This window comes from Lentzea sp. NPDC092896 (assembly GCF_044754905.1).
Taxonomy (GTDB): Bacteria; Actinomycetota; Actinomycetes; order Mycobacteriales; family Pseudonocardiaceae; genus Lentzea.
On sequence record NZ_JBIVPX010000001.1, the window covers coordinates 856899 to 883855 of the forward strand.

The following is a 26957-nucleotide window of genomic DNA, read 5'->3' on the forward strand; positions in this document are numbered from 1 at the left end:
AACGAGTAGAACGCGGCGCGCTTCAGGCTGTCTTTTCCAGCAGGAAGCGCGCCGCTTTCCGCGCCTGCCGGGCCGGTTCCGACGACACCGTGATCGCCGTGTTCGTCATCGCGCCCTCGAACAGCAGGAAGATCGAGTCCGCCACCCACTCGGGTTTCCCCATCGCCGCGACCATCGCCGCGATCGCGCCCCGCACGCCGGTCTTCTGGTGGCGCACCACCGCTGTCACACGATCCGAGGACGGCCCCAGCTCCGCGTAGGAGTTGATGAACGCGCAGCCGCGGAAGTCGGTCGTGCCCGACGAGTCGGCCATCCAGTCGAAGACCGCGAGGATCTGCTCCTCCGGCGTCGACGCACGCAGCACGTACTTCATGGTCTCGGCGGTGATGGCCTCCTCCCGCCGGCGCAGCACCTCCTCGACCAGCGCCTCCTTGCCGTCGAAGAGGCTGTAGAGCTTCTTCAACGAGACACCCGCCTCGGCGCGCAGCTCGTCCATGCCGACCGCGTGCGCGCTCTTCGCGTAGAACAGCCGGTCAGCAGCCTCCAGAACCCTCTCTCGGGTCTCTGTGTCCGTGGTCACCTTGTCTACCCCTTGCCGTGGAGAACGCTCGTTCTCTACTGTAGCAAACACACCGGAGAACGATCGTTCTCCACCACCGAGGGAGACGGAAATGTCGAAGATCGTGCTGGTTCACGGACTGTGGCTCACCTCCGCCAGCTGGAAGAACGTCGCCGAGAGGTTCGAGGCGGCCGGCCACGAGGTGCTCACCCCGACCTGGCCCGGCTACGGCGAGGTCGCGCAGATGCGGGCGCACCCGGAGGTCGCGAACGGCCTGGGCGTCGTCGAGATCACCGACCACGTCGAGAAGTTCATCCGCGAGCACCACGCGGAGGACGCGATCATCATGGGCCACTCGTTCGGCGGCCTGATCACGCAGAAGCTGCTGGACCGGGGCCTCGGCAAGGCCGGTGTCGCGTTCCACTCGGCGCCCGCCAAGGGCACCCTCGGCCTGCCGTTCTCGGCGCTCAAGGCCGCGTTCCCGGTGCTGAAGAACCCGGCGAACGCCAAGGGCAACGTCGAGCTGTCGCCGGAGGAGTGGCACTTCGCCTTCACCAACACCCTGCCGAAGGACGAGGCCGAGGCGCTGCGGCAGCAGTTCGCCATCACCGCGCCCGGACGCCCCCTGTGGCAGGCCGCGACCGCGAACTTCACCACCCACAACGCGACCAAGGTCGACCTGAAGAACCCGAACCGCGCGCCACTGCTGTTCATCGCGAGCGAGGGCGACAACGTCGTGCCCGCGTCGATGAACCGCGAGAACGCCCGCCGCTACTCCGGCCCCGCGATCACCGAGATCAAGGAGTTCCCGAACCGCCCGCACTTCGTCCTGGGCGTGCAGGGCTGGGAAGAGGTCGCCGACTACGCCCTGAACTGGGCCGAGAAGTTCTAACTGTCGAGGTCAACGGGCTCGCCCCTGATCGCGGTGACAGCGCCGCCGGTCTGAGCGGCGAGCCAGACCTCGAAGTCGTCCGGGTCCTTCGTGAGAACGGTGAAGGTGACGTCATGACCGTATTCGGTGTCCGCGACGTGGTACCCGGCCGCGCGCAACCCGTTCTCCAGCTTCCCCGCCTGATCGTGGTCCACGGCCAGAAGCACGCTCTCGTGCCGTTCACGGGTGAGAGTGCCCAGCGAGTCGATGGCCTCCGACACGGCCCGTCCGTACGCGCGGACCAGGCCACCGGCACCGAGCTTGATCCCGCCGTAGTAGCGGGTGACGACGACCGCGGTGTCCACGAGATCCCTGCGCGTCAGCACTTCCAGCATCGGCACACCGGCGGTGCCGGCGGGTTCGCCGTCATCGGAAGACCGCTGGGTGTCCACCGTGCGAAAAGCCGTGCAGTTGTGCGAGGCCTGCCAGTGCTCCTTGCGGATGCGCGCGAAGAACTCGGAAGCCTCGGCATCGGAGGTGACGCGGGCGACGTGGCACAGGAACCGCGACCGTTGGATCTCGATCTCGTGCGTGCCGTCCCGCTTGATCACCTTCACGGTTCGATTGTCCGCCTGCGTTGTTCGGCCTCACCGAACAGGGCGTCCAGCTCGGCCGGCGCCACTTCTTCGAGCTGTTCGTACGTGCACTCCGCAGGCGTCTTGTCCTCGCGGAACCGCACCAGGCGCGCGGTGTGCCGGAACCGTCCACCCTGCACGTGCTCGTACCGCACCTCCGCGACCCGCGTCGGTTCGAGCAGCACGATCTGAAGCTGCTTCTCGGGGTTCCACCGGCTGTTCATGCCGGGACCCTCGTACGTCGCCCACGCGCTCCACGGATGCTCGGCGGGACCCAGCAACGGCTTGAGCTCCTCGACCAGCTCCCGCCGCCGCGCCGCGGTGAAACTGCTGGCCACGCCGACGTTGTGCAGCTCGCCGTCCTGGTAGAGCCCGAGCACCAGCGACCCGACCGTCTCGCCGTCCTTGTGCCACCGGTAGCCCGCGACCACGCAGTCGGCGGTCCGTTCGTGCTTCACCTTGAACATCACGCGCTTGTCGGGCTCGTAGACGCCGTCCAACGCCTTCACCATCACGCCGTCGAACCCCGCGCCCTCGAACCGGGTGAACCAGTCCTGCGCCACGTCCGGGTCCGCTGTGGACGGTGTCAGGTAGACGCCGGGGACCTCGGTGACGATCTCCTCCAGCATCTTGCGCCGCTCGGCGAGCGTCTTCCCGGTGACGTCCTCGGAGCCGCACGCCAGCAGGTCGAACGCCACGAAGCTCGCCGGCGTCTCCACCGACAGCTTGCGGACGCGCGACGCCGCCGGGTGCAGCCGGAGCTGGAGGGTGTCGAAGCTCAGTCCGTCCGGCGTGACCAGCACGATCTCGCCGTCCACCACGCACCGCGGCGGCAGCGCCTCCCGCAGCAGCTCGACGACCTCGGGGAAGTACCGGGTCAGCGGCTTGTCGTTGCGCGAGCCCAGCTCGACCTCGTCGCCGTCGCGGAACACGATGCAGCGGAAGCCGTCCCACTTCGGCTCGTACGCGAGTCCGTCCCCGCGTGGAAGCGCGGGAACGGACTTCGCGAGCATCGGCTTCACCGGCGGCATCACGGGCAGGTCCACCAGGGGACCATAAGCTCAGCGCAGAGCCACCGCGAGCTTTTCGAGTTCCCGCACGTCCGCGTCCATGCCGTCGTCCTCCGGGATCGCCAGCGCGATCGGCCGCCGCATCGTGACCGCCCCCGACCTGCGCGTCTCCAGCCCGGCCCGCAGCCGTTCGGACAACGGCAGCTCGTCCGGCGTCTCGGCGACGTACGGGCTGATCCGCACCAGCCCGTCGCGGCACTCGATCACCCGCCGGTAGTAGCGCCGGTGCACGCCCCGCAACGACAACGAGTCGCGCCTGGACGGCACGCGGTGCAGGGCGTCCTCGGGGAACGACTGGTTCAGCAACGTCCACAGTGGAGAGAGCCGGTGGTAGGCGCGCAAGTGCCGCAACCACAAGCGAGTCGCCGCGAACCGCATCGCGGCGATCGGGTAGATCACGCCGACGACGCACAGCAGCACGCCGGGCAGCAGGAACCACACGGCCACCGTCAGCAGCCAGCGGGGGAGCGGCTCACCGAAGTAGCGGGAGACGTTCGACGACACGAAGATCGCGTCCGCGGGTACCAGCAGCGCGAGGCCCGTCGAAGTGATCCGCAGGCCGCGGCGCAACCGCGGTTCGGCGCCGCGGGCGTAACGGCGGGCCCACACGAACATCGCCGCGAAGCCGTAGAGCAGGTAGCCGTTGCCCAGCGCGTAGAACACCGTGATGGCGAGGACGCCGGTCGGCCCGCCACCGAGCGAGTTCGGCACGCGAGCCGCCGCCACCCGCAGGTCGTCCGGGATCGCGAGCACCGCCCACGTCATGAAGCTGACGCACAGGGCGAGCGGGACCAGCTGCAGCAGAGCGTGCTTGCGCGCCTTCTCGTCGTCCAGCGCCGAGAAGATGAAGAAGCAGATCAGGCCGTACACGCCGACCTGCAGCATCGAGTGCTGGATCAGCTGGCAGACCATCGGGTCGAGGCCGAGGAACCACCGCCCGCCGGCCGCCGCCCGCCCGAACGGGTAGCCGATCGCCCAGCCGGCCACCAGGCCCGTCACCGAACGCAGCCGCGGGTCGTGCGGGCGCCGCACCAGCAGGTACAGCACCACCGCGAGCGCCGAGAACGCGACGATGCCCTGGGTCTCCTTGAGGTACTCCACCTACAACCACCCCAGGCGGTCCGCGAGCGACTTCGACATGCGCCGCGCCGGACCCTCCGACGCCCGCGGCGCCACCTTGTCCAGCACCGACGCCCACTCCAGGATGATCGTCGCGACCGTCTCGGCCTCGCGTTCGTGCGCCGAGTCGTAGGACGTGCGCCGCAACGCGCGCCGCACCGCGTCCGGTTCGAGGTCGGGGTACAGGCCCGCGAGCAGGTCGTCGTCCTGCTCGTCGCTGGTGTGACCGGCCAGCAGGTGCCCGAGCTCGTGCAGGATGATGTGGTTCTGGTGCGCCTTCGACGTCTCCTGCTGGTACAGGATGTAGTCGGCCTTGGCGGTGGCGATCCACACGCCGTACGGGCCGGGCACCGGGATCGGGTGCGCGATCAGCCGGATGGGCTTGCCGCGCTGGTCACCGACCCGGCGGCAGAGCTCGCCGACGTCGAGCGGGGGCTGGATGTCCAGCTCGTTCAGCAGGCGGCGGCACCGCTTGCGCAAATCTCGTTCGGCCACGAGTCATCCTTCGCCGCGCTCGGCCTGTTCCTGTCGGTAGACGACGTCGAGCAGTTCCATGACCAGGCGGCGGCGGTCCGGCGACAGTTCCCCCGCACGCATCGCCATGAGCTGCGCGTCGCTGCCCGAGGCGATCTCGTTGAGGCGCGACTGCTCGTCCTGCAACGACTTCAGCTGCTCGTCGACGCGGTCGGTCACCTCGTCGTCGAAGAAGTAGCTCACGGGCACACCGAAGAAGCCTGCCAGTGCCTGCAAGTGCTTGAACGTCGGGTTGTCCTTCTTGGCCTTGCGCAGCTGCCAGATGTAGCTCTGGGAGATGGTCACGCCGGTGTCGGCGATGGCCGCCGCGACCTGCTCGTTGCTGTACTCCTGGCCTGACCTGGCGGTGTGCCGGGCGAAGAGGTGGTTGAGCTTGTCCGCCAGGGACCGTTGCACCGCCATGCCGCCTCCCCCGTCGCGCGCAGTGAGTTTCTCCACCCATGGAAAGGGCTATCTGGGTGACGGGATTTTCACCAGTTGAAAGCCCTCCGACACCCAACATAGACTCCCCCCGTGCCTGTCTCAACTGCGGAGGGTGTCCACGCGGTCCGCGACAGTCATGTCAGCCCACCCGATCGCCACTTCGCGGAGGTTCTCCGGACATGGCGCTTGCTGAACGACAAGGGTCGTTTCACCGCTCGGTGATCGACGTCGTCTACAAGACCATGAACCAGCTCGCGCAGACGGACTCGCCCAACGAGGTGTTCGAACTGCGGGAGCAGCTTCGCGCTGCCCTGCCCTGGTGGCGGGGCCTGCTGCGGATGCACGAGCCGAACGAGCGGCACCGGTGCAAGTCGTGTCACGCCTGGTACGGACGGCACCGCGCGTGGCCCTGCCCGGTGTGGCGGGACGCGGTGCAGGCGTTGCACCAGCTCAACGACATGTACGGGTTCCTCGGGGCACCACACCCGACGGACCCGCTGCCAGGGGAACGGGTGGTCGTGAGTGGTTCCGGCCGCCTCGACGACCAGAACCGCTCACGGTCGTCCTAGCCGATCAGAACGACACCTTGTCCGTGCTGTCGGCGCGCAGCACCGACTCCTGGCCGAACTGGGACTTGTAGTCGCGGCGGATCTCCTCGATCTCGCGGTTCGCGCCGCGGTCGGAGAGCGGGTACAGCAGGATCAGGACGTAGGAGTCCTCCTTGCCGCCCTTCCACTGGCCGTGCGCCTGCAACCACGTCAGCCCGTCGGGGAAGGCCGGGGTCACCTCCCGGTCCAGGAACGTCTCGAACTGCGCCGGGGTGATGGGCGTGCCGTTCTGCAGGTTGCCGCCGAAGTAGAGCTCCGTGCGCTTGTACTGCTCGCCGGGGGAGGCGGCCTCCGTGCCGGCGGCGCTCGCCGAGGTGAGACCCAGCATGAGGGCTCCCACGAGCCAGGCCACGGTTCCGCGTCGTGTCGTCATGAGCACATCCAACCGGCCGGGACCCGGCCGGTTGAACGTGTTTCGCACTCTGGGAACTAACCGATCTTGAAGCTCTGCGCCGCCGACCCGTTGCAGGTCATCTGCACCAGCTGCACGCCGTCAGCGCTGCCGCCGTTCGCCGCCAGGCACTTGTTCGAGTGCCGTGCCGTCAGCGTCGAGTAGCCGTCGGACCCGGTCGTGACCCGCCACTGCTGGTTGGTCGAGCCGAAGTTGTCCCACAGGTGGATGCCGGTGTTGTCCGCGGTGGACGGGCCACTCACGTCCAGCACCTTGTTCGGGTCGTTGCGGTACTCGACCCGTGAGAACCCATCGGTCGTCGCCACGACGCGGAAGTTCTGCGCCGTGGTGCCGTTGCACGCGTACTGCTGGATGACGGTGCCGTTGTTCAGGCCCGCCGCCGCGGCGTCGACGCACTTGCCGTTGCCGCGGTTGACGACCGTCTTCCACTCACCCTGCGACGGCGGGGTGCCGCCACCGCCCAGCCACAGCAGGCTGTCGATGAGGAAGTTGTTCTGGGTGGCGCTCGCGAACGTGGACGACAGCGGCTTGTTCGCCGCGTAGTCCATGGCGTTGTGGCCGAAGTTCGCGTAGATCATCTTGTAGTTCTTGTTGGTCCACATGATCGGGTAGTAGCCGCTGCGCCACTGCTGGTTCGGGTCGGTGCCGAGCGGGAAGCTCGACGGGTCGACGCTCGCCAGGATCTGGATGTTCGGGTTCTGGCGCAGGTCGCGGTCCCAGCTGTACCACTCGCTGACCGCGGAGGTGAACTTCTCCGGCAACCGCAGGGTCGACGGGTGCGTGCGGGTCTCGACCTTCAGCACCGCGGTCGTCGGGCCCCACGTGTTGCTGACGAAGTTCCCCTTGGCCAGGAACGTGTTGTGGTACCACGGCCATTCGCTCGCGTTCTGGGTGAACGCGCTGACGTGGAAGCCGAAGAACCCGCCACCGGCCTCGATGTAGCGCTGGAAGCCGGTGCGCGCGGCCGCCCCGGTGGGCGCGTCGTCGAGGAAGATGACGACCTGCGCCTGGGCCGGGGTGAGGGTGTTGAGCCGGTTCCAGTCACGGGTCGACTCGTAGGTGAAGCCGTTCTCCTGCCCCGCGCGGGTCAGCCACGGGTTCGCCTCGTTCACGAACGCGATGTGCGCCGCGTCCCAGGTTCCGTTGTAGAAAGCCAGGACCTTGAACGGGGCCGCTTGCGCCGTGCTCGTTGCCGAGAGCGAAACCGGGACGAGGGTGGCGGCGAGCATTGCCAGCAACGCCAACAGTTTTCGAGCCATTCGGGTACACACCTTCGTGTAGCAGGGGTTGCGCGCCCGAAGATCATCGTAGAGAAGGTCTAGACCTGTTGGGGACCGGGACGTTCACAGAATTCTTTTGCGCCACAACATGATCCCGCCGAGCACCGCGAGCCCGCCGAGTGCGGCCACCACGGCCGATATGCCGAACCTCGTTGCGTTGGAAGGAGGTTGTTCGGCACTCGACGCAACGGGAACGGGCCGGGGGATGCTCGACTTCGGTGCGGACGGCTTGGTGGACGGTGCCGCTGAGCTCGGGGGCGTGGCCCGCACCGGGGGTGCGGCGGCGGGTGCGGGTGCGGGCTGGGCCGCCGGCGGCGCGGGCTTCACGGCCGCGGCGATCTCGACGTCCGTGCACGAGTAGTAGGTGTCGGGCGTGTCCGTGTTCTGCCAGACCGTGTAGATGATGTGACGGCCGGTCCGGTCCTTCGGCAGCTGCACCTTGAACTCGTAGGAGCCGTTGACCAACGGGGGAGAGGGCACGTTCAGGAACTGGTCGAGGTCCGCCCACCGCAGCGGCGCGGCGGGGGAGTAGCCGTCACGCGTCACGTAGAAGCGGAACGAGCCCTGGTGCGGGATCGTCGCCTTGTACGTGAAGCCCGTGCTCTTCAGCTTCGTCGCCGGCCAGTCCGCGGACGGCATGTCCAGCCCGCCGTACTTCGCGAGCCCGGCGCTGCACAGCTTGCCGTCGGGAACCTTGGCCTCGTCCTGGCCACGCACGTTCGGGAGCCGGATGTTGTCCCACTCCTTGGACGGCAACCCCGCCGCGATGGCGCTGCGGCAGAGCGGGGATGATGCTGTGGGCTGACCTGGCGAACACAGGAAAGCCCTGCTCGCGGGGTCAGTGGGCGCGCCATGGGCGTGCGCGGGAACCACGGAGAGCATCATGAGCAGCGATAGCACGCCCAAAAGGCGAAACACAGGCACCTCCCCTTCCTTCTAGGGGTACGCGTGCCAGACCCGAGTCGTTCACGGAAGATGTATTGACATGTCCTTCGCTGATGAGGTGTCCGCGGCCGCAGCCCGGCTCGGCGGTGTCGCACGCACGACGCCGCTCGAGGTCAACCAGCGGTTGTCCGAGAGGACCGGGGCGCGCGTGTGGTTCAAGCGCGAGGACCTTCAGGTCGGCCGTTCCTACAAGCTGCGTGGCGCCTTCAACCTGCTCTGCCAGACCGAGTTCGCGTTCGGTGGAGCGGTCTGCGCGTCGGCCGGCAACCACGGCCAGGGCATGGCGTACGCCTGCCGCCGCCTCGGCATCGAGGGCCGCGTGCACGTTCCGCGCACCACGCCGCGCCAGAAACGCGACCGCATCCACGCCCTCGGGCAGGGCATGGTCCAGCTGGTCGTGGACGGCGACACCTACGACGACGCGGCCGCGCTGGCGAAGGAGTACGCGCAGCAGACCGGCGCGACCCTCGTCCCGGCCTTCGACGACCGCCGCACGGTCGCGGGCCAGGGCACCGTCGGCCTGGAGATCGTCCAGCAGCTCGGCGGCGCGCCCGACGTGATCGTGGTGCCCGTCGGCGGCGGTGGCCTGCTCTCCGGCGTCGGCACGTGGTTCAGGGAACGCTTCCCGCGCACCCGGATCATCGGCGTGGAGCCGGCCGGTGCCGCGAGCATGATCGCCGCCATCCAGGCCGGCGGCCCCGTGACGCTGCCCGAGGTGGACTCGTTCGTCGACGGCGCCGCGGTCCGCCGCGCCGGTGAGGTGACGTTCCCGATGGTGCGCGACAGCGGCGCCGAGCTCCTCACCGTGTCCGAGGGCGCGGTCTGCACGGAGATGCTGGAGCTGTACCAGATCGACGGCATCGTCGCGGAGCCCGCGGGCGCGCTGGCCTCGGCCGCGCTGCTGGAGGAGATCTCCGTCGCGCCGGACTCCACGGTCGTGTGCCTGCTCTCGGGCGGCAACAACGACGTCTCGCGCTACGCCGAGATCGTCGAGCGGTCCATGATCCACCGCGGGCTGAAGCACTGGTTCCTGGTCGAGTTCCCGCAGGAGCCGGGCGCGCTGCGCCGGTTCCTTGACGACGTGCTCGGCAAGGACGACGACATCGTCCAGTTCGAGTACATGAAGCGGGACAACCGGGAGACCGGGGCCGCGCTGGTCTGCATCGAACTGGGCCGCCGCGAGGACTACGACCTGCTGTGGGGTCGGATGAAGGAGTCCCCGCTCAAGATCCAGCACGTGGAGCCCGGGTCGACGGCGTACCGCTTCCTGATCTAGGCGGTGTTCACGCGGTGCAGCACCGCGCCGGTCGCGACGTCGACGATCTCGACCAGATAGGCCGAGCGCTGGACCGCCACCCACGGCAACCCGTGGTGGCGGAGCACGGGACCGTCGAACTCGACGACCGTGCGCACGTCCTCCAGCGTGCGCGCCCGGATCACGTCACCCTCGCGGGTCAGCAGCGCCGGTCGGTCGTCGAACTCGGTCAGCCCGAGGACCTCCTCGGCCGGTGGCACCGGGATCACCTCGCCGTCCCGCCCGAACCCCCACGTCACCCAGCCGTTGTCGCGCCGCGCGGCGGTGTGGCGGCTTGGTGCGAACAGCGACACGCCCGCGGCGTCGAGAACGGTGTGGAAGGGATAGCGCTCGGGCTGGTGGACCTTGGAGTTCGACGGTTCGAGCGTCACGTGGCCGGGCGACCAGCTGAACTCCCACCACAGTCCGGCGCGGCGGAAGTAGACGCGGTAGTCCCAGCTCTCCACCGCGTGCAGGTAGAGCGGTGACAGGTCGCGCCCGGCCTCGTCGGCCACGCTGAAGTCGATCGGGATGCGCAGGTTGTCCATGATCGTGTCGTGGTCGTTGTCGCAGTGGACGAACAGATCGCCGTCGACCTCGATGAGCGCGTACAGGCCCGTTCTGGCCACATAGGTCGCGGCGAGCACCGGGCCAGGCAGCCGAACCCTGGTCATCGCCGAGCCGGGCTCCCACAGCACCACCTCGTCGGGCCGGTGGCCACGCGCGAGGAGGAACGGTCCCTGGCTGGGGAAGACCGGGAACCGCAGCACGGTGCCGCGTGCCCCGGGCTCCAGCAGCCGCCGGCACTCCTGTTCGGACGGTGGCCGGAACTCGAACCGCTCCTCGCCGATCGTGACGCGCACGAGCCCGTCGCCGTTCTCCGCGATGGTCACCGTGCGTCCGGGATGACGTGACTGGGAAACAGCTTTCCTGAGCGTGGCCAGCCATCCCCTGTGCGGAGGGGCAGAGAGGACCTCGACCTGCTCGCCCGCCCGTTCCAGCGCCACGACCACGGCCAGCCGCACCAGATCCAGTCGCGCGGTGGAGTTCTCCAGGTCTGCCGGGAGCAGCGTCCGGCCGGGATGCGGTGTCGTGCCGGCGAGAGCGTTCATCATCGCGCGGAACTCCGGACCCAGCTCCGCTTCCGTACCCGCGTGCATCTTCGTCCCCCCAGACGTCGGCTGGGACGATCCTCTCAGGACAGGGGCGTGCCGGGCACCCCGGTTCGCGGAATGCCCGGCACCTAGCGGGTACTACGGCTTGGGCGGACAGACCTTCCACGCGAAGTGGTAGGTGGTCTCGATGGACCCGTCGGTCGAGTCCATCGCGATGAAGCTGGTGACCTTCTTCGGGTCGGACGTGCCCGCCATGACCCGCAGCTCCGTGTTGATGTTGAAGTTCCGCTTCTCGCCACAGGGGTGGTAGACGATGGCGGCCACGTCGGTCGTGTCCGTCGCCTGCCAGTCGTCGCTGAGCGGGCCCTTGTAGTTGTGCTGCTTGTACTCGGTCTGCGACATGCCCTGGAAGTAGTAGTTGGCCTTCTCCAGGGCCGTGGCGCCGCGTTCGAGGTGCGCGAAGCCGCGGTAGTCGGTGGACGCGATGCCGTAGGTGAAGCCGGACGGCACGTTGACGCGCAGGTTCAGCTGGCAGTTCTTGCGGAAGTCGGTCGGCAGGGCCTGAGGGCCGACCTGCGCCATGAACTCGCTGTAGGTGACGGTGAACGCCTTGTTGTCCGGGCTCACGGCGACGGCGGCCGTTCCCGCCCGGCAGCCTGAACCGTTGATGGTCACGACGTCGATGGTGATGTTCTCCGGCGGGGGCGTGTCGCCGGGGGCGCCACCGGGGGGAATGATGATCGTCGACATCGCGAGCGCGGCCGCGGCGAGTGTGGTGAGCATGGGGCACCTTTCCGTCTGGGGTTCAACGAAATGAACGGGCGGCGGCAATCGGTGCCTGGATCAGCAACGCTTCCAGGAGAACTGGTACTTCGTGCTCACACTGCTGTCCGTGGAATCCATCGTCATGAAGCTGTTCAACTTCGACGCGGTTCCGGCGTTCACGCGCAGTTCGGTGTTGATGTTCAGGTGGCGGACTTCCCCGCACGGCGCATAGATGATTTCCGACACCGTCGCGCGGTCGGTGGCCTGCCAGTTGTCGCTCTTCGGGCCGGTGAACGTGTGGGTGCGGCTCGCGGTCTGCGACATGCCCTGGAAGTAGTAGTTCCCCTTCTCCGTGCCCGTGGCGCCCTGCTGCAGGTTGGCGAATCCGCGGTAGTCGGCCTGGGCGATGCCGAACGTGAAGCCCTGCGGGTAGCTCACTCTGATGTTGAGCTGGCAGTTCTTCCGGAAGTCGGTGGGGCCTGAGCCCTGTCCGGCCTGGGCCAGGTACTGGCTGTACGTGACCGTGAAAGCCGTGCGGTCGTCCGCGGCCGCGACGGCGGCGGTGCCGGCGGGACAGCCGGAACCGTTCACGGTGACGACGTCGATCGTCACGAAATCAGGAACATCGGGTGCTGCGTTCGCGACCGGCGCGGTCAGGACCGCGGACAGCGCGAGGGCAGCAGCCGCCACCGTTTTCAGCATGGTCAGCCTTTCCAAACATGACTGCGGTAGCGGCGGCGGAATTCAGACGATATCGGAAACCCTGCGTGGTGACGGGCCGCCGAATGGGTGACTGAATTGATCGTCAATGCCAGGATGAATTCACGACGAATTGCACGACCGAAATCTTCGGCCGTGCGCGAACTATGTTCACTCACCGTGCAGGGAATTGACCTGACGATTGTCTGACGATCGCCGGCGGCTGCGCCGTCCGAGTGGCGCGCGGCACAGCGGCACCCCGGGAAGAAGCGCTCCCGGCCGGGCGTTGACACTGAGGACACAGTCCAACCTCGACGAGGAGTGCGCCTGATGGCTCCCGACCAGCTGACCGTCTACTCGACCTCGTGGTGCGGCTACTGCCGGATCCTGAAGAGCTCGCTCGACCGCGAAGGCATCGAGTACGTCGAGATCAACATCGAGGAGACGCCGGGCGCGGCCGACTTCGTGATGGAGGTGAACGGCGGCAACCGCACGGTGCCGACCGTCCACTTCCCGAACGGCGCGGCGCTCACGAACCCGTCGCTGGCACAGGTCAAGGAGCAGTTGGCGGCCTGAGCTACTCGTACAGGAACGCCGTGGTCGACTGACCGTCGAGCGACTCCCGGATGATGTCCGCGTGGCCCGCGTGCTGTGCGGTCTCCCGGATCAGGTGCAGCACGATCCGCCGGATCGACATGGGCTGCGGGTTCTGGTCCCAGGGCGCGGACGGCAGCGGCACCAGCTTGTCGAGCGAGGCGGTGCGCACGGCCTCATCGGTCGTGCGCACCGCCTCGTCGTAGGACTCCAGCAACGCGTCGAGGTCGTCGCCGGTCCACGTGTACTGATCCCAGTCGAGCATGCCGGGCGGAGTGCCGGGCTGCTCGGTCAGGATGTGGGTCCAGCCGCGCTCACACCAGGTGAGGTGCTTGAGCAACCCACCCAGCGTGAGCTCGCTGACGGTCGTGCGCTTCACCGCTTCTGCGGCGGTGAGACCCTGCACTGTGACGCGGAAGGTCCTGCGCTGATCGTTCAGCTCGTGCAACAGGTCGTTGAGCTCCATGGTCATGAATTGAAGCTACGGCCAAACTAGGACCACTCAAGTCCTAGTCAGGGCGACCACTAGCAGTAGAGGCCGCCGCCCGTCGGCACACCGAGGATCTGCGTGAACCGCGTGTAGCTGTCGACGCGGCTCTGGACCTGCGCCGGGTTGCGGCCGTCGCACTCCAGTGAACCGTTGATGCTGCGGATCGACTGTCCGAACCCGGAGCCGTTGGTCATGGCCGCGTGTCCGGTCATCGAGCCGGGACCGGACTGCGTGTTCCAGTACCAGAGGCCCGTCTTCCACGCGATCGGCGCCTGCTGCTCGACCCATTCCGGGTGGTTCAGCAGGTCGAGACCGAGCGCGTCGCCGGCCGCCTTGTAGTTGAAGTTCCACGACAGCTGGATCGGGCCGCGGCCGTAGTAGTTCCGTTCGCCCGCAGGGCAGCCGTAGGGCCTGCCCCAGTCGCAGTAGACGCCCGGCGTGATCTCCCTGATGTACCTGAGGCCACCGGTCTCGTGCGAGACGTTCGCGAGGAACGCCGCCGCTTCCTGCTTCGAGACCGTGTCGCCACCGGTCTTCGCGAAGGCGGGGTACGCGCTCATGGCCTCGACGAGACCGCCGTAGGTGTAGAAGGGGTCGCGGGTGCCTTGGAACATCTGGTTGAACTGGGCTTCGCTGACGACGAAGCTGCCGCCACCACCGCCCCCGCCACCATTGCAGTTGTGGGGTTCCCAGAACCAGGTGGAGATGGTCGGGTCGTAACCGGGGTTGTCGTGCTCGGCGATGTAGTAGGAACCGTTGAAGCGCACGATGTTGCCCGTGTAGTACTGCCGGCCCGCGACCCAGTCCGTGGCGCTGGTGCAGGTACCGCCGCCACCTCCACCACCGCCGTCACAACTCGTCGGGTCCCAGAACCAGGTGGAGATGGTCGGGTCGTAGCCGGGGTTGTCGTGCTCGGCGATGTAGTAGGAACCGTTGAAGCGCACGATGTTGCCGGTGTAGTACTGCTTACCGGCGACCCAGTCGGTGGCCGTGCAGGCCTGTGCGGACACTTCCGCCTGGGATGACGCGGTCGGTGCGATGACGGCCACGGTCGCCGCCATCACCACCGCCGCGAGAGACGCCAGAATTCGTTTTCTCAGCAAGGTCACTCACTCCTGGAGTCTTGCGCCCGGAGGATCAGGTATGTGAACAGCGCTGAGATTGGCACCAATGGTCCAGACCAGTCAAGGGTCTAGACCTGTTTTGTCACTAGCAGTACAGGTTCGATCCCGTTGCGACACCGATGATCGAGGTGAACGAGCGGTACTTCGAGACGCGGCTCTCCACCGTGCCGGGGTTGCGGCCGTCGCACTCGAGCGATCCGTTGATGCTGCGGATGGTCTGGCCGAAGCCGCGCGAGTTGACCATCGCGTTGTGCGGGGTCATGGTGCCAGGCCCGTTCTGCGTCATCCAGTACCAGATCGCGGTCCGCCACGAGACGGTCGCGTCCGTGGCCACCCGCTCGGGGTTGGTCAGCAGGTTGATGCCGAGGTAGTCGCCGGCCGCCTTGTAGTTGAAGTTCCACGACAGCTGGATCGGACCGCGGCCGTAGTACTTCTGCGTCGAGGGGCAGCCGTAGGGCCGGGTCTCGTCGCAGTAGTCGCCGTTCTGGTTGATCTCGCGGATGTAGTGCAGACCGCCGGTCTCGTGCGAGACGTTGGCCAGGAACGCCGCGAGTTCCTGCTTCTTCACCGTGTCGCTGCCCTGGTTCGCGAACGAGCCGAACGTGGCCATCGCGTTCTTCAAGCCCGCGTAGGTGTAGAAGGTGTTGCGGGTCGGGGTGGGGAACATGTTCTTGAACTGCGTCTCGGTGATGATGAACTGCGCTGCCGTCGCCGGCTGAACGAACGTGAAGACGCCGATCAGCGCGACGAACAGGGCGGCGGCGCGGGTCCTGAGCATGGGACCAACTCCTCGGAGTGTCAGGGCGGCCACTGCGTGTTACCGCTCTCACGGTGGCAGGCAAGAACTCCGAGCACAAGAGGTGGTCTATACCTTTTAGATACGTGAACCGGTTCGTCAGGAACCGGAGCCGTAGGGCCTGGTGATGATCTCCAGCGCGTGGCCGTCCGGGTCGTTCCAGTAGACGCCGCGTCCGCCGTCGTTGCGGTTGATCTGCTGGGGCTGGGAGTGGAACGGGTCGGCCCAGTACTCGAGGCCGCGTTCCTGGACGCGGCCGAAGATCTGGTCGAACTCCTCCTCGGTCACCAGGAACGCGTAGTGCTGCCCGGTGATCGGGCCGGACACGGTCATGTAGTCGAGCGAGACGCCGTTCGCGACCTCGACGACGAGGAACGGGCCGTAGCGCACCGGGTCGGGCAGGCCGAGCAGTTCGGTGAGGAACCGGGCGGAGACGTTCTGGTCGCTGACGTGGACGATGGTGTGGTTGAGCTGTACGGGCATGCCTCCTGCTTACTCGGGTGTCAGGGAGTTGTCAGCGCGAACGGCGATGATCACCCGCATGAAGAGGGCAATCATCGCCGCCGCGTTCGTGCTGCTCGGTTTCGTCTCTCCCGGTGTCGCCAACGCGGAGACGCCGCCCGGTTGCGCCAGCGCCGCGCAGATCGGGTCGACCGGGTACATCAAGTGGCGTGGCAACAACATCGCGTCCGTGAAGCAGTTCGCCGGGTGCGGGTCGAACTACTCCTACGTCTACGTCTGGGAAAGCTTCCGCGCCACCGGTCGTTACTGGGGCACGCAGACCGCGATCGCCGTCTACAGCAGTGCCGGCGACAGCACACCGAACTCCTACAAGGGCGGCAACAGCAGCCAGTTCGCCCCCGTCGAGCTGTGGGGCAAGCCGGCCTCCACCCTGTCCCAGTGCACTGCCGCCTACGGCATGGTCAGCGTCCAGCAGGACGACAACTTCACCGCGTTCTCCAGCAAGCGCTGCTAGCTAGCCCCGAATCGAGAACACCGGCCACGTGCCCGTGTGGTTGGTCTTGCGGGTCTCGTAGTCGATGGTGCTGGCCACCAGGTCGCTCGGCCGGTTCTCCACGAAGTTCGCGTAGAACGTCGTGTCGGCACCGGCCGAGTACGGCACCGTCAGGTCGTGCTTCGCCGTCACGGACCCGCCCGGCGTCCACGACTTCACCAGCAACCGCTTGCGATCCGCGCTGGCGTAGGAGAAGTCGACGCCGTTGCCGGTCGCGGCGAGGTCCTTGAACAACGACGTCGAGGTGTCGACCGTCGTGGAAGTCCAGGCGCCACCGGCGAAACGCGCGAGCACGATCTTGGCGCTGGTGCTGGTGTGCACGCCGTACCCCAGCACGAGCGAACCGTCGTTCAACGGCACCGTCACCGGGTTCTCCTCGGGAAGGTCCTTGCCCGCGGGGAGATCGGTGGGGTTCGTCGTGACGACCCTGGCCTTGTCGGTGTCCGAGGAGTCGATCACCGTGCCGAGCGACGCGCCGCCGACCGTGAACAGGTTCCCGGACGCCGTGTCGAAGTACGCGACGTAGATGTTCTTGCCGCCGCCGTTGTGGCCCTTGGGTCCGCCGTGCAGCGACCAGGTCAGGTACACGCGGCCGTTGCGGTGCGTCACGCCGAACGCGTACACCTCGGCGTACTTGTCGGCCGTGCGCCCGGAGTCGATGATCGTGCGCGGTGCGGACCACGTCTTGCCGTTGTCCGTCGACTTGATCACCTTGTACGTGCGGTACGGGTACGACAGATCCGTGTTGTGGCTGTAGAACAGGTGGATCGTGTTCCCCGTGACGATCGGCTCGGGGTAGGTGTTCTTGTCCGTGCTGATCGTCCGCGCGGTCCACGTGCCCGTGATCGCCCGCGGTGTGGGCGCGGTGTAGAGCTGCATCGACGTCGTGTGCGTGGCCCGGAAGATCGCGAGCCTGCCGTCGCCGAGCTGCGTGAGCACCGGGTAGTCGTGATAGGCGTTGTCGTGCGTCAGGTTCAGCGTGGCGACCTTGACCGCCGCCGACCACGAGTTCGCGGCGTGGTCGAACGCTTTGACGTAGATGTCGTGCTTGGACCCCGAGTACGTCACGAACGTCTTGCCGGCCGTGGCGTCGTACACACCCGCGCCGTTGGTGCGCAGGCACCCGTAGACGCTCGCTGTGGTGACCGTGTCGAGAGTGGGCGCGGCCTGCGCCGGATGACAAAACGCGACAAGAAGCAGCAGCGTTGCGGCCAATGCGCGCATCGCCGACCTCCGATGGGTGTCGGGGCGGCGACGATCAGACAATACTGCCTCCCATGCGGACACTGGTTGTAGTCGGGCTGTTACTGGGGTTAACAGTCCCTGCTCAAGCGGCACAGGCGGACGAGGATCCTTCGTCGTTGGTGAATCCCTTCGTGGGCACGCAGAACTTCGGCAACACCTTCCCGGGCGCCTCGGTGCCGTTCGGGATGGTGCAGGTCAGCCCTGATACGGGAGGTCAGGGCGGGTACGACTACAAGGCCACCTCCATCTACGGCTTCTCGCAGACACACCTGTCGGGCGTGGGCTGCGGCGTCATGGGCGAGCTGCCGGTCATGCCGACAGTCGGGTCCGTTGACAACGTTGACATCAACGCTTACAAGTCCGATTTCAGTCATTCGGACGAGACCGCGCAGCCCGGGTACTACCGCGTCGGGCTGCCTCGCTACGGAGTGAACGCCGAGCTCACGGCCACGCAGCGGACCGGGTGGCAGCGCTACACGTTCCCTTCGAGCGGCGCGGCGAACGTCCTGTTCAACACCGGACGGTCCAACCAGACGGTGCTGGACTCGGAGATCCACGTCGTCGGTGACCGGACGATCGAGGGCCGGGTGCGCAACGGCCGGTTCTGCGCGGGCAAGGACGAGCACACCGTGTACTTCACGGCCACGTTCGACCGCCCGTTCGCGTCCTTCGGCGCGTGGCGGGGGAGCGCTCCCACGCCGGGCGTCCGGGACGCGGCCGGCACCGGTGGCAACGGCGCCTGGGTCACGTTCGACGCCACCGCCGACCGGGACGTCGTGCTGAAGCTCGGCCTGTCCTACACCGGCATCGAGGGCGCGCGGAAGAACCTCGCGGCGGAGGCTCCTTCCAGCGACTTCGACGGCGCGGTCGCGGCCGCCAAGGACGTCTGGAAGAAGCAGCTGGACGCGGTGCGGATCTCCGGTGGGCCACGGGACCGGCAGGTCGCGTTCTACACCGCGCTCTACCACTCGGTGCTGCACCCGAACCTCGCCGGTGACGTCGACGGCAAGTACATGGGCTTCGACGGCAAGGTGCGCACGGCGTCGGGCTACACGCCGTACCAGAACTTCTCGTTGTGGGACACGTACAGACCACAGAACCAGCTCCTGCAGATCCTGGAACCGAAGGTCGCCCGTGACGTCGCACTGTCCGTCGTGGCCAGTGGGCGGGACGGCGGATGGTTGCCGCGCTGGGCTCTGGCGTCGTCGGAGACCAACATCATGACCGGTGACCCGGTGACGCCGTTCCTCGTCGAGGCCTGGTCGAAGGGACTGCTGAAGGGCTACGAGGAGGAGACGTACAAGCTGTTGCGCGCCAACGCCACGTCGTTGCCTCCGGCCGAATCGCCGTACAACGGGCGATCCGGTGTCACCTACTACAACGACCGCGGTTACATCCCGTCCGGCCTGGAGCTGGGCAAGGACTGCGCGCACAAGGGCGGCGACAACGACTGCGTGCACCCGGCCTCCGCGACCCTGGAGTACTCGGCCGCCGACGCGTCACTCGCGTTGATGGCCAAGGGACTGGGCAAGAAGGCCGACGCGCGCCTGTTCGCCGACCGCGGCCAGTGGTACCGCAACCTGTGGGACTCGTCGATCGGCCAGTTCCGGCCGCGCACCGCCGCGGGCACGTGGCTGACGCCGTACAACCCGGTCGACGCCTCGCACCAGTTCCACGAGGGCGGCGCCTACCAGTACCAGTGGCTGGTGCCGCAGGACCCGGCCGGACTGGTGTCGCTGATGGGCGGGCGCAAGGAGACCGAGAAGCGGCTCGACTCGTTCTTCGCCTACGAGAAGCTGCTCGCCGACCCGGCCGGTACCGCACGGCACGACTGGATCACCGAGCCGTACGACTACTACGGCAAGCCCACCTACAACCCGAACAACGAACCGGACCTGCTCGCGCCGTACATGTACCTGTGGTCGGGCACGCCCTCGAAGACCGCTACGGTCGTGCGGGCGGCGATGACGTTGTTCACCACCGGCCCGGACGGCATGACGGGCAACGACGACCTGGGCACGATGTCGGCCTGGTACGTCTTCTCGTCGCTGGGCATCTACCCGACGTTCAACGGCGCGGACTTCGTCGCGTTGTCCTCGCCGCAGTTCGAGTCCGCGACCGTCCGAATCGGACAGTACGGGTCGCAGGGCGGGACGCTGACCGTGACGGCGCCAGGGGTCTCGGACACCAACCGGTATGTCAAGAGCGTGTCGTTCGGTGGACGGGACGTCCGCAAGACCTGGCTGTCCTGGTCTTCGTTGCAGCGCGGCGGAAAGCTCGCCCACCAGGTGTCGTCGAAGCCCTCGTCGTGGGGAACCGGGCGAGGTGACGAGCCGCCTTCGCTCAACGACGGCAACGAGGACTCGCGTCGTGCGCTGTCGGCGTCGTTGCGGAACTCCGAGATCGTGCTGCCGACCTCGGACTCCGCGCAGTCGCTGACGGTGCAGCTCGACGTGCTGGCCCAGTCGCCGGGGGCCACGACCGTGCGGCCGGTCGCCACCGTGCCCGCGGGCTGGAAGGTGAGCGGTGCCAAGCCGTTCGTGATCGTGTCGCGGCACCTGCCGACGCAGAAGACGGTGCCGTTGACGCTGACCGTGCCCGCCGGGGTGGCTCCTGGGTCGTACGAGGTCCCGGTGCAGGTGGAGTCCGTGGCGCTGAAGGTGGTGGTGGAGGTCAAACCGGCGGCGCTGTGCGCGTTCTCGACGTGTTCGGTGGACGTGACGCCGGAGCTCAACCACGACGGCACGGCGACGGTCGCCGACTCCGCGTCCGGGAACTTCGACGGCGGTGGCTGGAGCTACGACGCGGCCCTGCTGCCCCCGGCCGGGCCCGTCACGTGGGGCGGCATCACCTACCAGGCGCCTGACCCCAGCGGCACGAAGCCGAACTTCGTGGAGGCGCGCGGGCAGGGGCTCCTGCTGCCCACCGGCCAGTTCTCGTGGCTGCACGTCGTGGGCTCGTCGCACAACGGACCGGTGTCGACCGCCTTCACCGTCTGGTACACCGACGGCACCTCGGCCGAGGTCGTGGCCTCGGTGGCGGACTGGGCGGGCGGCGGCCCGACCGTGCTGGAGATGCCGCACCGCATCAAGGCGGGGCAGGGCGTCGACGGGCCGCCGGTCCGGTTGTTCGGTCAGTCGCTGAGGCTGGACGCCGCGAAGACGGTCCGTTCGGTCACGCTGCCCGACGATCCGCGGGTGGAGCTGTACGCGCTGACGCTGGCGTGATCAGTGCTGGTCGGGGTGCCCGCTTGATGAACTGTTCCGCGGGCACCTCGACCAGCCGGTACAACAGCCAGGCCGCGAGCATCGACACCACGAACATCCCGAGCGCCGCGACCAGTGGCAACGCGTGCACGTCGAGGAGCTTCTCGCTGCTCCGGATGACGATCTGGTGGACCATGTAGAAGGCGAACGACACGGTTCCCAGCCACACCATCGGTTTCGAGCGCCACGGCGAGGACCTGCCGGTGAGGTCGGCGACCGCCGCCGCCGGGATCAGCAGCGCGAGCGGGACGACGGTGCCCGCGACGTACGGGAACGACGCCGGCAGGTACCACGAGCCGACGTACGCGGCCACGAACAACGCACTCGCGGGCCACAGCCCGAGACCGATCCACTTCCCCTGCTGCACGACCCGCGCCATCGCCATGCCGAGCACGAACTCCAATGCGCGCACCGGCGGGAAGACGAAAACGAACCAGTATTCGAGGGGGCCTGGCATTGACAGCGCGATGATCGGAACTGTCAAAATTGCGAACACCGCCGCACTTGCGATCAGCCACGGCTTGCGCATCCGCCATTTGATCAGCAGCGGGAACGCCAGATAGAACGCCAATTCGCACGACAATGACCACGCCGGGGTGTTCAGGCTGAAGTAGACGCTCTCGGCAGGAAACCACGCCTGGATCAGCGACAGGTTCGCCAGTGCCGTCGCTGGGGACACCGCGGCGGCGGCGACCAGCACGACGAGCCAGGTCGCGAGGTGGTTGGGGAAGATCTTCGCCGCTCGGCGCCGCCAGACGGTCGCAGGCCGGGTGCCCGGCCTGGCGGACCAGGTGAGCACGAATCCGGACAGGATGAAGAAGAAACTGACCCCGGTCGCACCCTGGCGGAAGGGCACGTCCAGATAGGGCCACAGCCCTGCCGCGTTGATGTGGAATCCGAACACGATGAACGCCGCGATGAATCTCATCCCGGTCAGCGAAGGCAATCGCCCCAGGTTCGCTTCCGCCCCATGGTTCTGCACGGCGGTGAATTCGCGGCCTTTCGGGGCGCTGTTACACGGTGGTCCGAATAGCGGAACAATTCTGCTCTGAGTTGCCCAGCTGGCGGCAATGTATTCGTCATGGGCAGGGAATAGGATGCGCATGTGGAGCGACTCGCGAGCGGTGTCCGGTCCCGCGTCTGGGCGGACGGGGACCGGATCGTCAAGCAGGTGGTCGGCGACCAGGTGGCGTTCGAGCGCGAGGTCACCGCGCTCAGGCTCGCCGAGCACACCGGCGTGGTGCCGCGCGTCCTCGACGTCGACCACGAGAAGCGGACCGTGGTGCTCGAACGGCTGCGCTCCGACCCGTTCGGGGAGGACTGGGTGATCGACTACGCCCGCGGCCTCGCCCGCCTCCACATGGCCACCGGACCGGAGCACGCCGGGCTGCTGCCCCGCCAGGCGGTCCCGGACCCCGTCCCGTTCCTGCGGTTCGTGCGGGCGCTGGAGGTCGAGATCGGGGGCGCCGAGCACGAGCTGGTGTTCGAGGACTCCGGGAAGTTCGACCTGCTGCACGGCGACCCGTGCCCCGGCAACGACATGTACTCACCGCGGGGCGCGAGGTTCGTCGACTTCGAGGGCGCGGCGCTGGGGGACGGGCTGACCGAGGTCGTCTACCTCCGCATCGGCTTCCCGACCTGCGCGACCGTCAGCGAGACGCCCCGGGAGCTGCGGGAGGCCGCCGAGCAGGCCTACTTCGAGGAACGCGGCTTCACCGCCGGGCTCGAAGACGCGTGCGTGCGGTGGTTCGTGAACGGCGACGCGCTGGTGCAGCGCGCCGAGCGGGACGGCACCGACCACCTCGCCAGGGTCGTCGACGAGGACTGGTTCTGGTACAGCACGACGGCGCGCGGCCGGCTGATGTTCCGGGCGAAGGTCGTGGCGACGTTCAGCGAGACCCACCCGGAGATGAGCGCGCTCGCGCGGCGCTTGCTCGACCGGATGGGCCAGGTCTGGGAACCGCAGCCGATCGACACCCGCCGTACGCACATCTCATGACCAGGCGGACAGCTTCAGCCCCGAGGTGAACGACCGGTCGACGCCCGACACGGGGTCCACGAAGGACAACGTGCGGGCGAGCAGTTGCAGGGGTGACGAGAAGTCGTCCAGCGGACGTTCTTGCAACACCGGGTAGAAGTCGTCGTTCACGATCGGCACGCCGAGCCCGGACATGTGCAGCCTCAGCTGGTGGGTGCGGCCGGTCACCGGCTTGAGGTGGTAGCGGCCAAGGGAACCGCGACGCTCCACAAGGGACACATGAGTTTCGGCGTTCGGCTCGCCGTCCTCCTCGAACGCGGTGATGATGCCGCGTTCCTTGATGATCCGCGAGCGCACCACGCGCGGCAGCTCCAGCGCGGGGTCGTACGGGGCGATCGCCTCGTATTCCTTGCGCACCACCCGATCGCGGAACATCGTCTGGTACTTGCCGCGCAGCTCCCGGCGCACCACGAACAGCACGAGCCCGGCCGTGACGCGGTCCAGCCGGTGCGCCGGCGAGAGCTCCGGCAGACCCAGCGAGTCGCGGAGCTTCACCAGCGCGGTCTGCATGATGTGCTGGCCACGCGGGATCGTCGCGAGGAAGTGCGGCTTGTCCGCCACCACGATGTCGTCGTCCTGGTGGACCACGCCGACCTCGAACGGCACCGGCACCTCGACGGGCAGGTCGCGGTGGAACCAGATGTAGGAGTCGGGCACGAACGGCGCGTCCACTCCCAACGGGCCGGAGACGCTCCAGATCCGTTCCTCGGCCAGCATCTCGTCGATGCGCTCGGCCGCCACCCTCGGCAGACGTTCCACGAGGTGTTCGCGCAGGGACAGCCAGGGACCTTCCGGCGGCAGCTTCAACCGCGCCGCGTCCAGGCCGTTGCGCTGGGGGAGAGGGGAGGAGGGTTTGCGTCTCATCGCACCGGCCAGTCTAAATGTTCGGGAAAACCGAACGATATCGCTCGCAAACATTCGCTGTACTGAAGGGACGGCGGAAACAAGACTGAACACATGTCGGTCTTCCTCGTCCTCGGCTCGGTCGTCTCACTGCAGTTCGGCGCGGCGTTCGCGAACCAGCTCTTCGGCCAGATCGGCGCTCCCGGCGCCACGGCCCTGCGGCTCGGCATCGCGGCGTTGATGCTGGCCGTGGTCGTGCGGCCGAAGTTCCGCCAGGAGACGCTGGTGCTCGGGATGACCATGGCCGGCATGAACGGCACGTTCTACCTCGCGATCGACCGGATCCCGCTCGGCGTCGCGGTGACGATCGAGTTCCTCGGGCCGCTCGGGCTCGCGGCGGCGCTGAGCCGGCGGCCCAGGGACTTCGTGTGGGTCGTGCTGGCGCTCGCCGGTGTCGTCGTCCTGGGCGTGCACGAGTACACCGGCGCGAAGCTCGACCTCATCGGCGTGGTGCTCGCGTTGTTCGCGGCCGCGTTCTGGGCCTGCTACGTGCTGGCCGGCCGCAAGCTCGCGACGGCAGGGCTCGGCACCGGCGGTCTCGCGGGGGCGAGCCTGATCGCGGCGGCGCTCACCCTGCCGTACGGGCTGTCGACGGCCGGCGCCACGTTGTTCGAGCCCAGGATCCTGCTGCTCGGCACGCTCGTGGCACTGCTCGCGTCCGCGATCCCGTACACCCTGGAGATCAGGGCGCTCAAGACGTTGCAGCCCAGCACGTTCGGCGTCGTGCTCGCGCTCGAGCCCGCCGCGGCCGCGCTGGCAGGCGCGTTGCTGCTCGGCCAGCACCTGAGCGTGATCTCGTTGTGCGGCATCGCCCTGGTGATCACGGCAGGTGTCGGAGCGGCGCTACGGAAAGCGCCAGCGCCTCCCGGAACGCCCGAACGGCCGGATGCTGACCTCGTCCTGCCCGTGCCGCAGTGAACAACAGCCGCGACATCGGCACCGGCAGTTCGTGCAGGTCGACGGCGACCTCGCGGTCGTACCAGATGAGGTCCGGCAGCAACGCGACCGCGAGACCCCGTTCCACGAACCGCAGCTTCACCAGCACGTCGGTGGAGGAGAAGCGGACGTCCGGCTCGAAGCCGTTGTGGCGGCACCAGTTCACGTTGAAGATCCGTTGCGGGAAGCCCTCGGTCTCCATGATCCACGGGTAGGAGCCGATCTCGTCGACCGGCAGTCCACGTGGGACGGCCAGCCGGATCGGGTCCCGGCACAGTTCCCGGTACTCGAGGCCGGTGAACCGGGCCTCGGGCTGGTCCGGCCACTCCTCCACGAAGACGAGGTCGAAGTCCCTGGCGTTCAACGCGGAAAGCGCTTCCGCGGGGTCGAGGACCTGGAACTCGATCCGAAGTGACGGATGCTCGTCTCTCATGCGTGCCAACGTCGCCGGGATCAGCGCCAGTGCCGCGGTCTGGAACGTCGCGACCCGCAGCGTGCCGGTGATCTCGTGCAGCGACGCGGCCACCTCGGACTCGGCCTGGTCCAGCCGCGCGAGCACCTCTTCGGTGTGCCGCACCAGGATCTCGGCCTGCGGCGTGAGCTTCACCCGCCTGCCGACCGGTTCCAGCAGGGGCACGCCGACCTCGGACTCCAGCAGGGAGAGCTGCTGCGACACCGACGACGGGCTGTAGTTCAGCGCCTGCGCGACGGCGGCGAGCGTCCCCCTTTGGGAAAGTTCACGCAGCAGTCGCAGACGATGGAGGTCGAACATTCGATCAGTATCGGCTACTCTCGCGATACCGCCCCCTGAGAAAACGTGCTGTCCTCAGCACGCTTTGAGGAGGTATCGGTATGTCCAAACGACTCCGCACCGTCGCGGGGATCGCGCTGGCAGCCGGTCTGCTCGTGTCGGTCTCACCGGCGCGGGCACAGGTCGAGACGGGTCCGTGGACCAGCTACTCGCCGTCGTTCACCGTTCAGGAACGCGGCTGTGGCAACGTCAACAACCTCACGTTCCAGCTCACCTGCTCGACCGCGAGCGGTGACCAGCGTGCCGAGCGGCGTTACGCCACTTACACCGGCGGCACGCGCCAGTTCGAGGGGAGCTTCCGGATCACGAGTCTCGGCGGCACCCGCATCAGTCTCAAGCAGACGTTCCGCGAAGCTCCCAGCGCGGGACCGTTCTGGATGCTCGCCGTGGAACGCGGTGGCCGGCTTTACGCCGTGCACGGGGGCGACACCATCGCCACCGGCGCGACCGTGGGGGCGACCGTGCGCGTGAACACCGTGCACAACACGGCCACGGAACACCGCACGTACATCAACGGCTCGCGTGCGCACACCTACGCGAGTTCGGGTACGAGCTTCTACGACAAGTTCGGCGCGTACAGGACTTCCAGCGGTCAAGGACCTGCCACGGTCGTCTGGAGCAACATCAAGTTCTGGCGCAAGTGATCCGACGCACGACTGCTTTGGTGCTCCTGCTGTTCTTGGCTGCCTGTGGCCAGGAACAGCAGGACCCCGTGCTGACGTCCGAGCTGACCTCGCCGATCGACGTGACGCTGCACTGGCGTCCGGAGGCGGGGTCGGCCGGGCAGGTCGTCGAGTACGCGAACGCTGCCGACGGCGAGTACACGATCCTGGAGTTCGCCGCGCCGGCGAAGGACACGTACAAGCATCCGGACCTGATCCCGGAAACCCAGTTCTACTACCGGGTCCGGCCGTTCACCGGGCCCGCTTCGGCCACTGTGGACGTCGCGCTGCCCCCGGGGGACGACGTGCCGGAGATCGAGGGGCCGGACTGGACCGCGCCGGTCAAGGCCGGTGGCGGCAAGGCGCCGGTGACCTCACCCAAGGCGGCGGCGACGGGCCTGAAGGCGGAGGTGAAGCACGCCAACGGGATCCTGTTCACCTGGGAGGACCGCGCGTCCGACGAGGACGGGTACCTGATCGAGGTCAGGCCGGTGGGCGCGGCGGACTACCGCGTCGCCGTGCAGCTCGACCCGGACACCACCTCGTACGGGGTGATCACACTTCCAGACGAGAAAACCGCGACCTATCGGGTGCGCGCGTTCCGGTTCGGCGCACCGTCGAACCTGACACACCAGACGACGGGGAAGGCCTGATCGCCTGTCTGGCACTCCACGCGCTCGCGGCGAGAAGTAACGCCGCGAGCGCGTAGGGCCAGGTCGTTCTCTCCGTGACGGCCAGTGCGACGTTG

30 protein-coding genes are annotated in these 26957 nt (G+C 67.7%); 10 read left to right on the forward strand and 20 right to left on the reverse strand.

The window, feature by feature from the left end:
• Window positions 1-22 precede the first annotated feature (22 nt).
• Window positions 23-580 (reverse strand): TetR/AcrR family transcriptional regulator, encoded by a 558-nt coding sequence (locus ACIQF0_RS03625; protein ID WP_401024046.1) that lies wholly within the window; start codon window positions 578-580, stop codon window positions 23-25.
• Between the two features lie 91 nt (window positions 581-671).
• On the opposite strand from ACIQF0_RS03625, the gene ACIQF0_RS03630 reads away from it, so the two are divergent.
• Window positions 672-1451, forward strand: a complete 780-nt coding sequence (locus tag ACIQF0_RS03630) for an alpha/beta hydrolase (RefSeq protein ID WP_401024049.1) — start codon at window positions 672-674, stop codon at window positions 1449-1451.
• Here ACIQF0_RS03630 and ACIQF0_RS03635 read toward each other — a convergent pair.
• From ACIQF0_RS03635 to ACIQF0_RS03655, 5 genes are read right to left on the reverse strand one after another with little or no spacing between them, the layout of a single operon-like run.
• Window positions 1448-2047, reverse strand: a complete 600-nt coding sequence (locus ACIQF0_RS03635) for a YigZ family protein (protein WP_401024052.1) — start codon at window positions 2045-2047, stop codon at window positions 1448-1450. The two genes, ACIQF0_RS03630 and ACIQF0_RS03635, sit on opposite strands and share 4 nt — an antisense overlap.
• Window positions 2044-3111 carry an ATP-dependent DNA ligase gene (locus ACIQF0_RS03640; protein ID WP_401024055.1) on the reverse strand — a complete coding sequence of 356 codons (1068 nt, stop codon included), beginning with the start codon at window positions 3109-3111 and terminating at the stop codon, window positions 2044-2046. The genes ACIQF0_RS03635 and ACIQF0_RS03640 overlap by 4 nt, the downstream gene beginning before the upstream one ends.
• Before the next feature lie 15 nt (window positions 3112-3126).
• Window positions 3127-4236: an MAB_1171c family putative transporter gene (locus ACIQF0_RS03645; protein ID WP_401024058.1), complete on the reverse strand. Its 1110-nt coding sequence runs from the start codon at window positions 4234-4236 to the stop codon at window positions 3127-3129.
• A complete protein-coding gene (locus tag ACIQF0_RS03650; RefSeq protein ID WP_360030590.1) occupies window positions 4237-4749 on the reverse strand; it encodes a hypothetical protein in 513 nt (170 codons plus the stop codon). It lies immediately after the preceding gene.
• A gap of 3 nt (window positions 4750-4752) precedes the next feature.
• A complete protein-coding gene (locus ACIQF0_RS03655; RefSeq protein WP_360030588.1) occupies window positions 4753-5190 on the reverse strand; it encodes a helix-turn-helix domain-containing protein in 438 nt (145 codons plus the stop codon).
• Window positions 5191-5390: 200 nt separating this feature from the next.
• On the opposite strand from ACIQF0_RS03655, the gene ACIQF0_RS03660 reads away from it, so the two are divergent.
• Window positions 5391-5780 (forward strand): hypothetical protein, encoded by a 390-nt coding sequence (locus ACIQF0_RS03660; protein WP_360030586.1) that lies wholly within the window; start codon window positions 5391-5393, stop codon window positions 5778-5780.
• A 4-nt stretch (window positions 5781-5784) separates the two neighbouring features.
• Here ACIQF0_RS03660 and ACIQF0_RS03665 read toward each other — a convergent pair whose 3' ends face one another.
• From ACIQF0_RS03665 to ACIQF0_RS03675, 3 genes are all read right to left on the reverse strand, one after another.
• Window positions 5785-6192, reverse strand: a complete 408-nt coding sequence (locus ACIQF0_RS03665; RefSeq protein WP_360030584.1) for a DUF3574 domain-containing protein — start codon at window positions 6190-6192, stop codon at window positions 5785-5787.
• A 56-nt stretch (window positions 6193-6248) separates the two neighbouring features.
• Entirely contained in the window at window positions 6249-7490 is a 1242-nt protein-coding gene (locus tag ACIQF0_RS03670; RefSeq protein WP_401024063.1) for a ThuA domain-containing protein, read from the reverse strand.
• An 84-nt stretch (window positions 7491-7574) separates the two neighbouring features.
• Entirely contained in the window at window positions 7575-8411 is an 837-nt protein-coding gene (locus ACIQF0_RS03675; RefSeq protein ID WP_401024066.1) for a lytic polysaccharide monooxygenase, read from the reverse strand.
• 85 nt (window positions 8412-8496) lie between these two features.
• Here ACIQF0_RS03675 and ilvA point away from each other — a divergent pair, with 85 nt between their 5' ends.
• Complete coding sequence (ilvA, locus tag ACIQF0_RS03680) at window positions 8497-9732, forward strand: threonine ammonia-lyase IlvA (RefSeq protein ID WP_319973398.1); 1236 nt, start codon at window positions 8497-8499, stop codon at window positions 9730-9732.
• On the opposite strand, the gene ACIQF0_RS03685 is transcribed toward ilvA, so the two are convergent.
• The 3 genes from ACIQF0_RS03685 to ACIQF0_RS03695 form a co-directional block, all read right to left on the reverse strand.
• The gene (locus ACIQF0_RS03685; protein WP_401024069.1) at window positions 9729-10910 is read right to left on the reverse strand and encodes a hypothetical protein; all 1182 of its coding nucleotides are present in this window, start codon (window positions 10908-10910) and stop codon (window positions 9729-9731) included. The two genes, ilvA and ACIQF0_RS03685, sit on opposite strands and share 4 nt — an antisense overlap.
• Before the next feature lie 93 nt (window positions 10911-11003).
• On the reverse strand, window positions 11004-11615 hold the full coding sequence (locus tag ACIQF0_RS03690) for a DUF4360 domain-containing protein (protein WP_396424967.1): 612 nt from the start codon (window positions 11613-11615) through the stop codon (window positions 11004-11006).
• A gap of 93 nt (window positions 11616-11708) precedes the next feature.
• Complete coding sequence (locus ACIQF0_RS03695) at window positions 11709-12332, reverse strand: DUF4360 domain-containing protein (RefSeq protein WP_360030575.1); 624 nt, start codon at window positions 12330-12332, stop codon at window positions 11709-11711.
• A gap of 327 nt (window positions 12333-12659) precedes the next feature.
• Between ACIQF0_RS03695 and ACIQF0_RS03700 the strand changes: the two genes are divergently transcribed.
• Window positions 12660-12905, forward strand: coding sequence for a mycoredoxin (locus ACIQF0_RS03700; protein ID WP_090069138.1), 246 nt, complete (start codon window positions 12660-12662; stop codon window positions 12903-12905).
• Window position 12906: 1 nt separating this feature from the next.
• Here ACIQF0_RS03700 and ACIQF0_RS03705 read toward each other — a convergent pair whose 3' ends face one another.
• The 4 genes from ACIQF0_RS03705 to ACIQF0_RS03720 all read right to left on the reverse strand — a co-directional run bounded on the left by ACIQF0_RS03705 (window position 12907) and on the right by ACIQF0_RS03720 (window position 15816).
• Window positions 12907-13395, reverse strand: coding sequence for a DinB family protein (locus ACIQF0_RS03705; RefSeq protein WP_401024072.1), 489 nt, complete (start codon window positions 13393-13395; stop codon window positions 12907-12909).
• Between the two features lie 53 nt (window positions 13396-13448).
• A complete protein-coding gene (locus ACIQF0_RS03710; RefSeq protein WP_401027679.1) occupies window positions 13449-14516 on the reverse strand; it encodes a chitinase in 1068 nt (355 codons plus the stop codon).
• 106 nt (window positions 14517-14622) lie between these two features.
• On the reverse strand, window positions 14623-15315 hold the full coding sequence (locus ACIQF0_RS03715) for a chitinase (RefSeq protein ID WP_401024075.1): 693 nt from the start codon (window positions 15313-15315) through the stop codon (window positions 14623-14625).
• A gap of 117 nt (window positions 15316-15432) precedes the next feature.
• Window positions 15433-15816, reverse strand: coding sequence for a VOC family protein (locus tag ACIQF0_RS03720; RefSeq protein ID WP_360030570.1), 384 nt, complete (start codon window positions 15814-15816; stop codon window positions 15433-15435).
• 58 nt (window positions 15817-15874) lie between these two features.
• Here ACIQF0_RS03720 and ACIQF0_RS03725 point away from each other — a divergent pair, with 58 nt between their 5' ends.
• Complete coding sequence (locus ACIQF0_RS03725; protein ID WP_360030568.1) at window positions 15875-16309, forward strand: hypothetical protein; 435 nt, start codon at window positions 15875-15877, stop codon at window positions 16307-16309.
• Here ACIQF0_RS03725 and ACIQF0_RS03730 read toward each other — a convergent pair whose 3' ends face one another.
• Window positions 16310-17572 carry a BNR-4 repeat-containing protein gene (locus ACIQF0_RS03730; protein ID WP_401024078.1) on the reverse strand — a complete coding sequence of 421 codons (1263 nt, stop codon included), beginning with the start codon at window positions 17570-17572 and terminating at the stop codon, window positions 16310-16312.
• A gap of 53 nt (window positions 17573-17625) precedes the next feature.
• Between ACIQF0_RS03730 and ACIQF0_RS03735 the strand changes: the two genes are divergently transcribed.
• Complete coding sequence (locus ACIQF0_RS03735) at window positions 17626-20820, forward strand: GH92 family glycosyl hydrolase (RefSeq protein ID WP_401024081.1); 3195 nt, start codon at window positions 17626-17628, stop codon at window positions 20818-20820.
• Here ACIQF0_RS03735 and ACIQF0_RS03740 read toward each other — a convergent pair.
• Entirely contained in the window at window positions 20768-21964 is a 1197-nt protein-coding gene (locus ACIQF0_RS03740) for an acyltransferase family protein (RefSeq protein WP_401024084.1), read from the reverse strand. The genes ACIQF0_RS03735 and ACIQF0_RS03740 overlap by 53 nt on opposite strands.
• On the opposite strand from ACIQF0_RS03740, the gene ACIQF0_RS03745 reads away from it, so the two are divergent.
• On the forward strand, window positions 21965-22858 hold the full coding sequence (locus ACIQF0_RS03745; RefSeq protein WP_401024087.1) for a phosphotransferase family protein: 894 nt from the start codon (window positions 21965-21967) through the stop codon (window positions 22856-22858). It abuts the gene before it with no gap.
• Here ACIQF0_RS03745 and ACIQF0_RS03750 read toward each other — a convergent pair.
• The gene (locus tag ACIQF0_RS03750; RefSeq protein WP_401024089.1) at window positions 22853-23761 is read right to left on the reverse strand and encodes an RluA family pseudouridine synthase; all 909 of its coding nucleotides are present in this window, start codon (window positions 23759-23761) and stop codon (window positions 22853-22855) included. The genes ACIQF0_RS03745 and ACIQF0_RS03750 overlap by 6 nt on opposite strands.
• Before the next feature lie 93 nt (window positions 23762-23854).
• Between ACIQF0_RS03750 and ACIQF0_RS03755 the strand changes: the two genes are divergently transcribed.
• On the forward strand, window positions 23855-24718 hold the full coding sequence (locus ACIQF0_RS03755; RefSeq protein ID WP_401024091.1) for an EamA family transporter: 864 nt from the start codon (window positions 23855-23857) through the stop codon (window positions 24716-24718).
• On the opposite strand, the gene ACIQF0_RS03760 is transcribed toward ACIQF0_RS03755, so the two are convergent.
• Window positions 24621-25508 carry a LysR family transcriptional regulator gene (locus ACIQF0_RS03760; protein WP_401024093.1) on the reverse strand — a complete coding sequence of 296 codons (888 nt, stop codon included), beginning with the start codon at window positions 25506-25508 and terminating at the stop codon, window positions 24621-24623. The genes ACIQF0_RS03755 and ACIQF0_RS03760 overlap by 98 nt on opposite strands.
• Before the next feature lie 80 nt (window positions 25509-25588).
• Here ACIQF0_RS03760 and ACIQF0_RS03765 point away from each other — a divergent pair, with 80 nt between their 5' ends.
• The gene (locus ACIQF0_RS03765) at window positions 25589-26191 is read left to right on the forward strand and encodes a hypothetical protein (RefSeq protein WP_360030553.1); all 603 of its coding nucleotides are present in this window, start codon (window positions 25589-25591) and stop codon (window positions 26189-26191) included.
• Complete coding sequence (locus ACIQF0_RS03770) at window positions 26188-26862, forward strand: fibronectin type III domain-containing protein (RefSeq protein ID WP_401024096.1); 675 nt, start codon at window positions 26188-26190, stop codon at window positions 26860-26862. Before ACIQF0_RS03765 ends, ACIQF0_RS03770 begins: the two co-directional genes overlap by 4 nt.
• The last annotated feature ends 95 nt before the right edge of the window (window positions 26863-26957 follow it).

Excerpts from the sequence above, each read along its gene's own strand:
- ACIQF0_RS03630 (WP_401024049.1), top strand. The coding sequence starts at position 672 with ATGTCGAAGATCGTGCTGGTTCACGGACTGTGGCTCACCTCCGCCAGC.
- ACIQF0_RS03655 (WP_360030588.1), bottom strand. The coding sequence starts at position 5,190 with ATGGCGGTGCAACGGTCCCTGGCGGACAAGCTCAACCACCTCTTCGCC.
- ACIQF0_RS03660 (WP_360030586.1), top strand. The coding sequence starts at position 5,391 with ATGGCGCTTGCTGAACGACAAGGGTCGTTTCACCGCTCGGTGATCGAC.
- ACIQF0_RS03665 (WP_360030584.1), bottom strand. The coding sequence starts at position 6,192 with ATGACGACACGACGCGGAACCGTGGCCTGGCTCGTGGGAGCCCTCATG.
- ACIQF0_RS03670 (WP_401024063.1), bottom strand. The coding sequence starts at position 7,490 with ATGGCTCGAAAACTGTTGGCGTTGCTGGCAATGCTCGCCGCCACCCTC.
- ilvA (WP_319973398.1), top strand. The coding sequence starts at position 8,497 with ATGTCCTTCGCTGATGAGGTGTCCGCGGCCGCAGCCCGGCTCGGCGGT.
- ACIQF0_RS03685 (WP_401024069.1), bottom strand. The coding sequence starts at position 10,910 with ATGCACGCGGGTACGGAAGCGGAGCTGGGTCCGGAGTTCCGCGCGATG.
- ACIQF0_RS03690 (WP_396424967.1), bottom strand. The coding sequence starts at position 11,615 with ATGTCGACGATCATCATTCCCCCCGGTGGCGCCCCCGGCGACACGCCC.
- ACIQF0_RS03695 (WP_360030575.1), bottom strand. The coding sequence starts at position 12,332 with ATGCTGAAAACGGTGGCGGCTGCTGCCCTCGCGCTGTCCGCGGTCCTG.
- ACIQF0_RS03700 (WP_090069138.1), top strand. The coding sequence starts at position 12,660 with ATGGCTCCCGACCAGCTGACCGTCTACTCGACCTCGTGGTGCGGCTAC.
- ACIQF0_RS03705 (WP_401024072.1), bottom strand. The coding sequence starts at position 13,395 with ATGACCATGGAGCTCAACGACCTGTTGCACGAGCTGAACGATCAGCGC.
- ACIQF0_RS03715 (WP_401024075.1), bottom strand. The coding sequence starts at position 15,315 with ATGCTCAGGACCCGCGCCGCCGCCCTGTTCGTCGCGCTGATCGGCGTC.
- ACIQF0_RS03720 (WP_360030570.1), bottom strand. The coding sequence starts at position 15,816 with ATGCCCGTACAGCTCAACCACACCATCGTCCACGTCAGCGACCAGAAC.
- ACIQF0_RS03725 (WP_360030568.1), top strand. The coding sequence starts at position 15,875 with ATGAAGAGGGCAATCATCGCCGCCGCGTTCGTGCTGCTCGGTTTCGTC.
- ACIQF0_RS03730 (WP_401024078.1), bottom strand. The coding sequence starts at position 17,572 with ATGCGCGCATTGGCCGCAACGCTGCTGCTTCTTGTCGCGTTTTGTCAT.
- ACIQF0_RS03735 (WP_401024081.1), top strand. The coding sequence starts at position 17,626 with ATGCGGACACTGGTTGTAGTCGGGCTGTTACTGGGGTTAACAGTCCCT.
- ACIQF0_RS03740 (WP_401024084.1), bottom strand. The coding sequence starts at position 21,964 with ATGCGCATCCTATTCCCTGCCCATGACGAATACATTGCCGCCAGCTGG.
- ACIQF0_RS03750 (WP_401024089.1), bottom strand. The coding sequence starts at position 23,761 with ATGAGACGCAAACCCTCCTCCCCTCTCCCCCAGCGCAACGGCCTGGAC.
- ACIQF0_RS03755 (WP_401024091.1), top strand. The coding sequence starts at position 23,855 with ATGTCGGTCTTCCTCGTCCTCGGCTCGGTCGTCTCACTGCAGTTCGGC.
- ACIQF0_RS03760 (WP_401024093.1), bottom strand. The coding sequence starts at position 25,508 with ATGTTCGACCTCCATCGTCTGCGACTGCTGCGTGAACTTTCCCAAAGG.
- ACIQF0_RS03765 (WP_360030553.1), top strand. The coding sequence starts at position 25,589 with ATGTCCAAACGACTCCGCACCGTCGCGGGGATCGCGCTGGCAGCCGGT.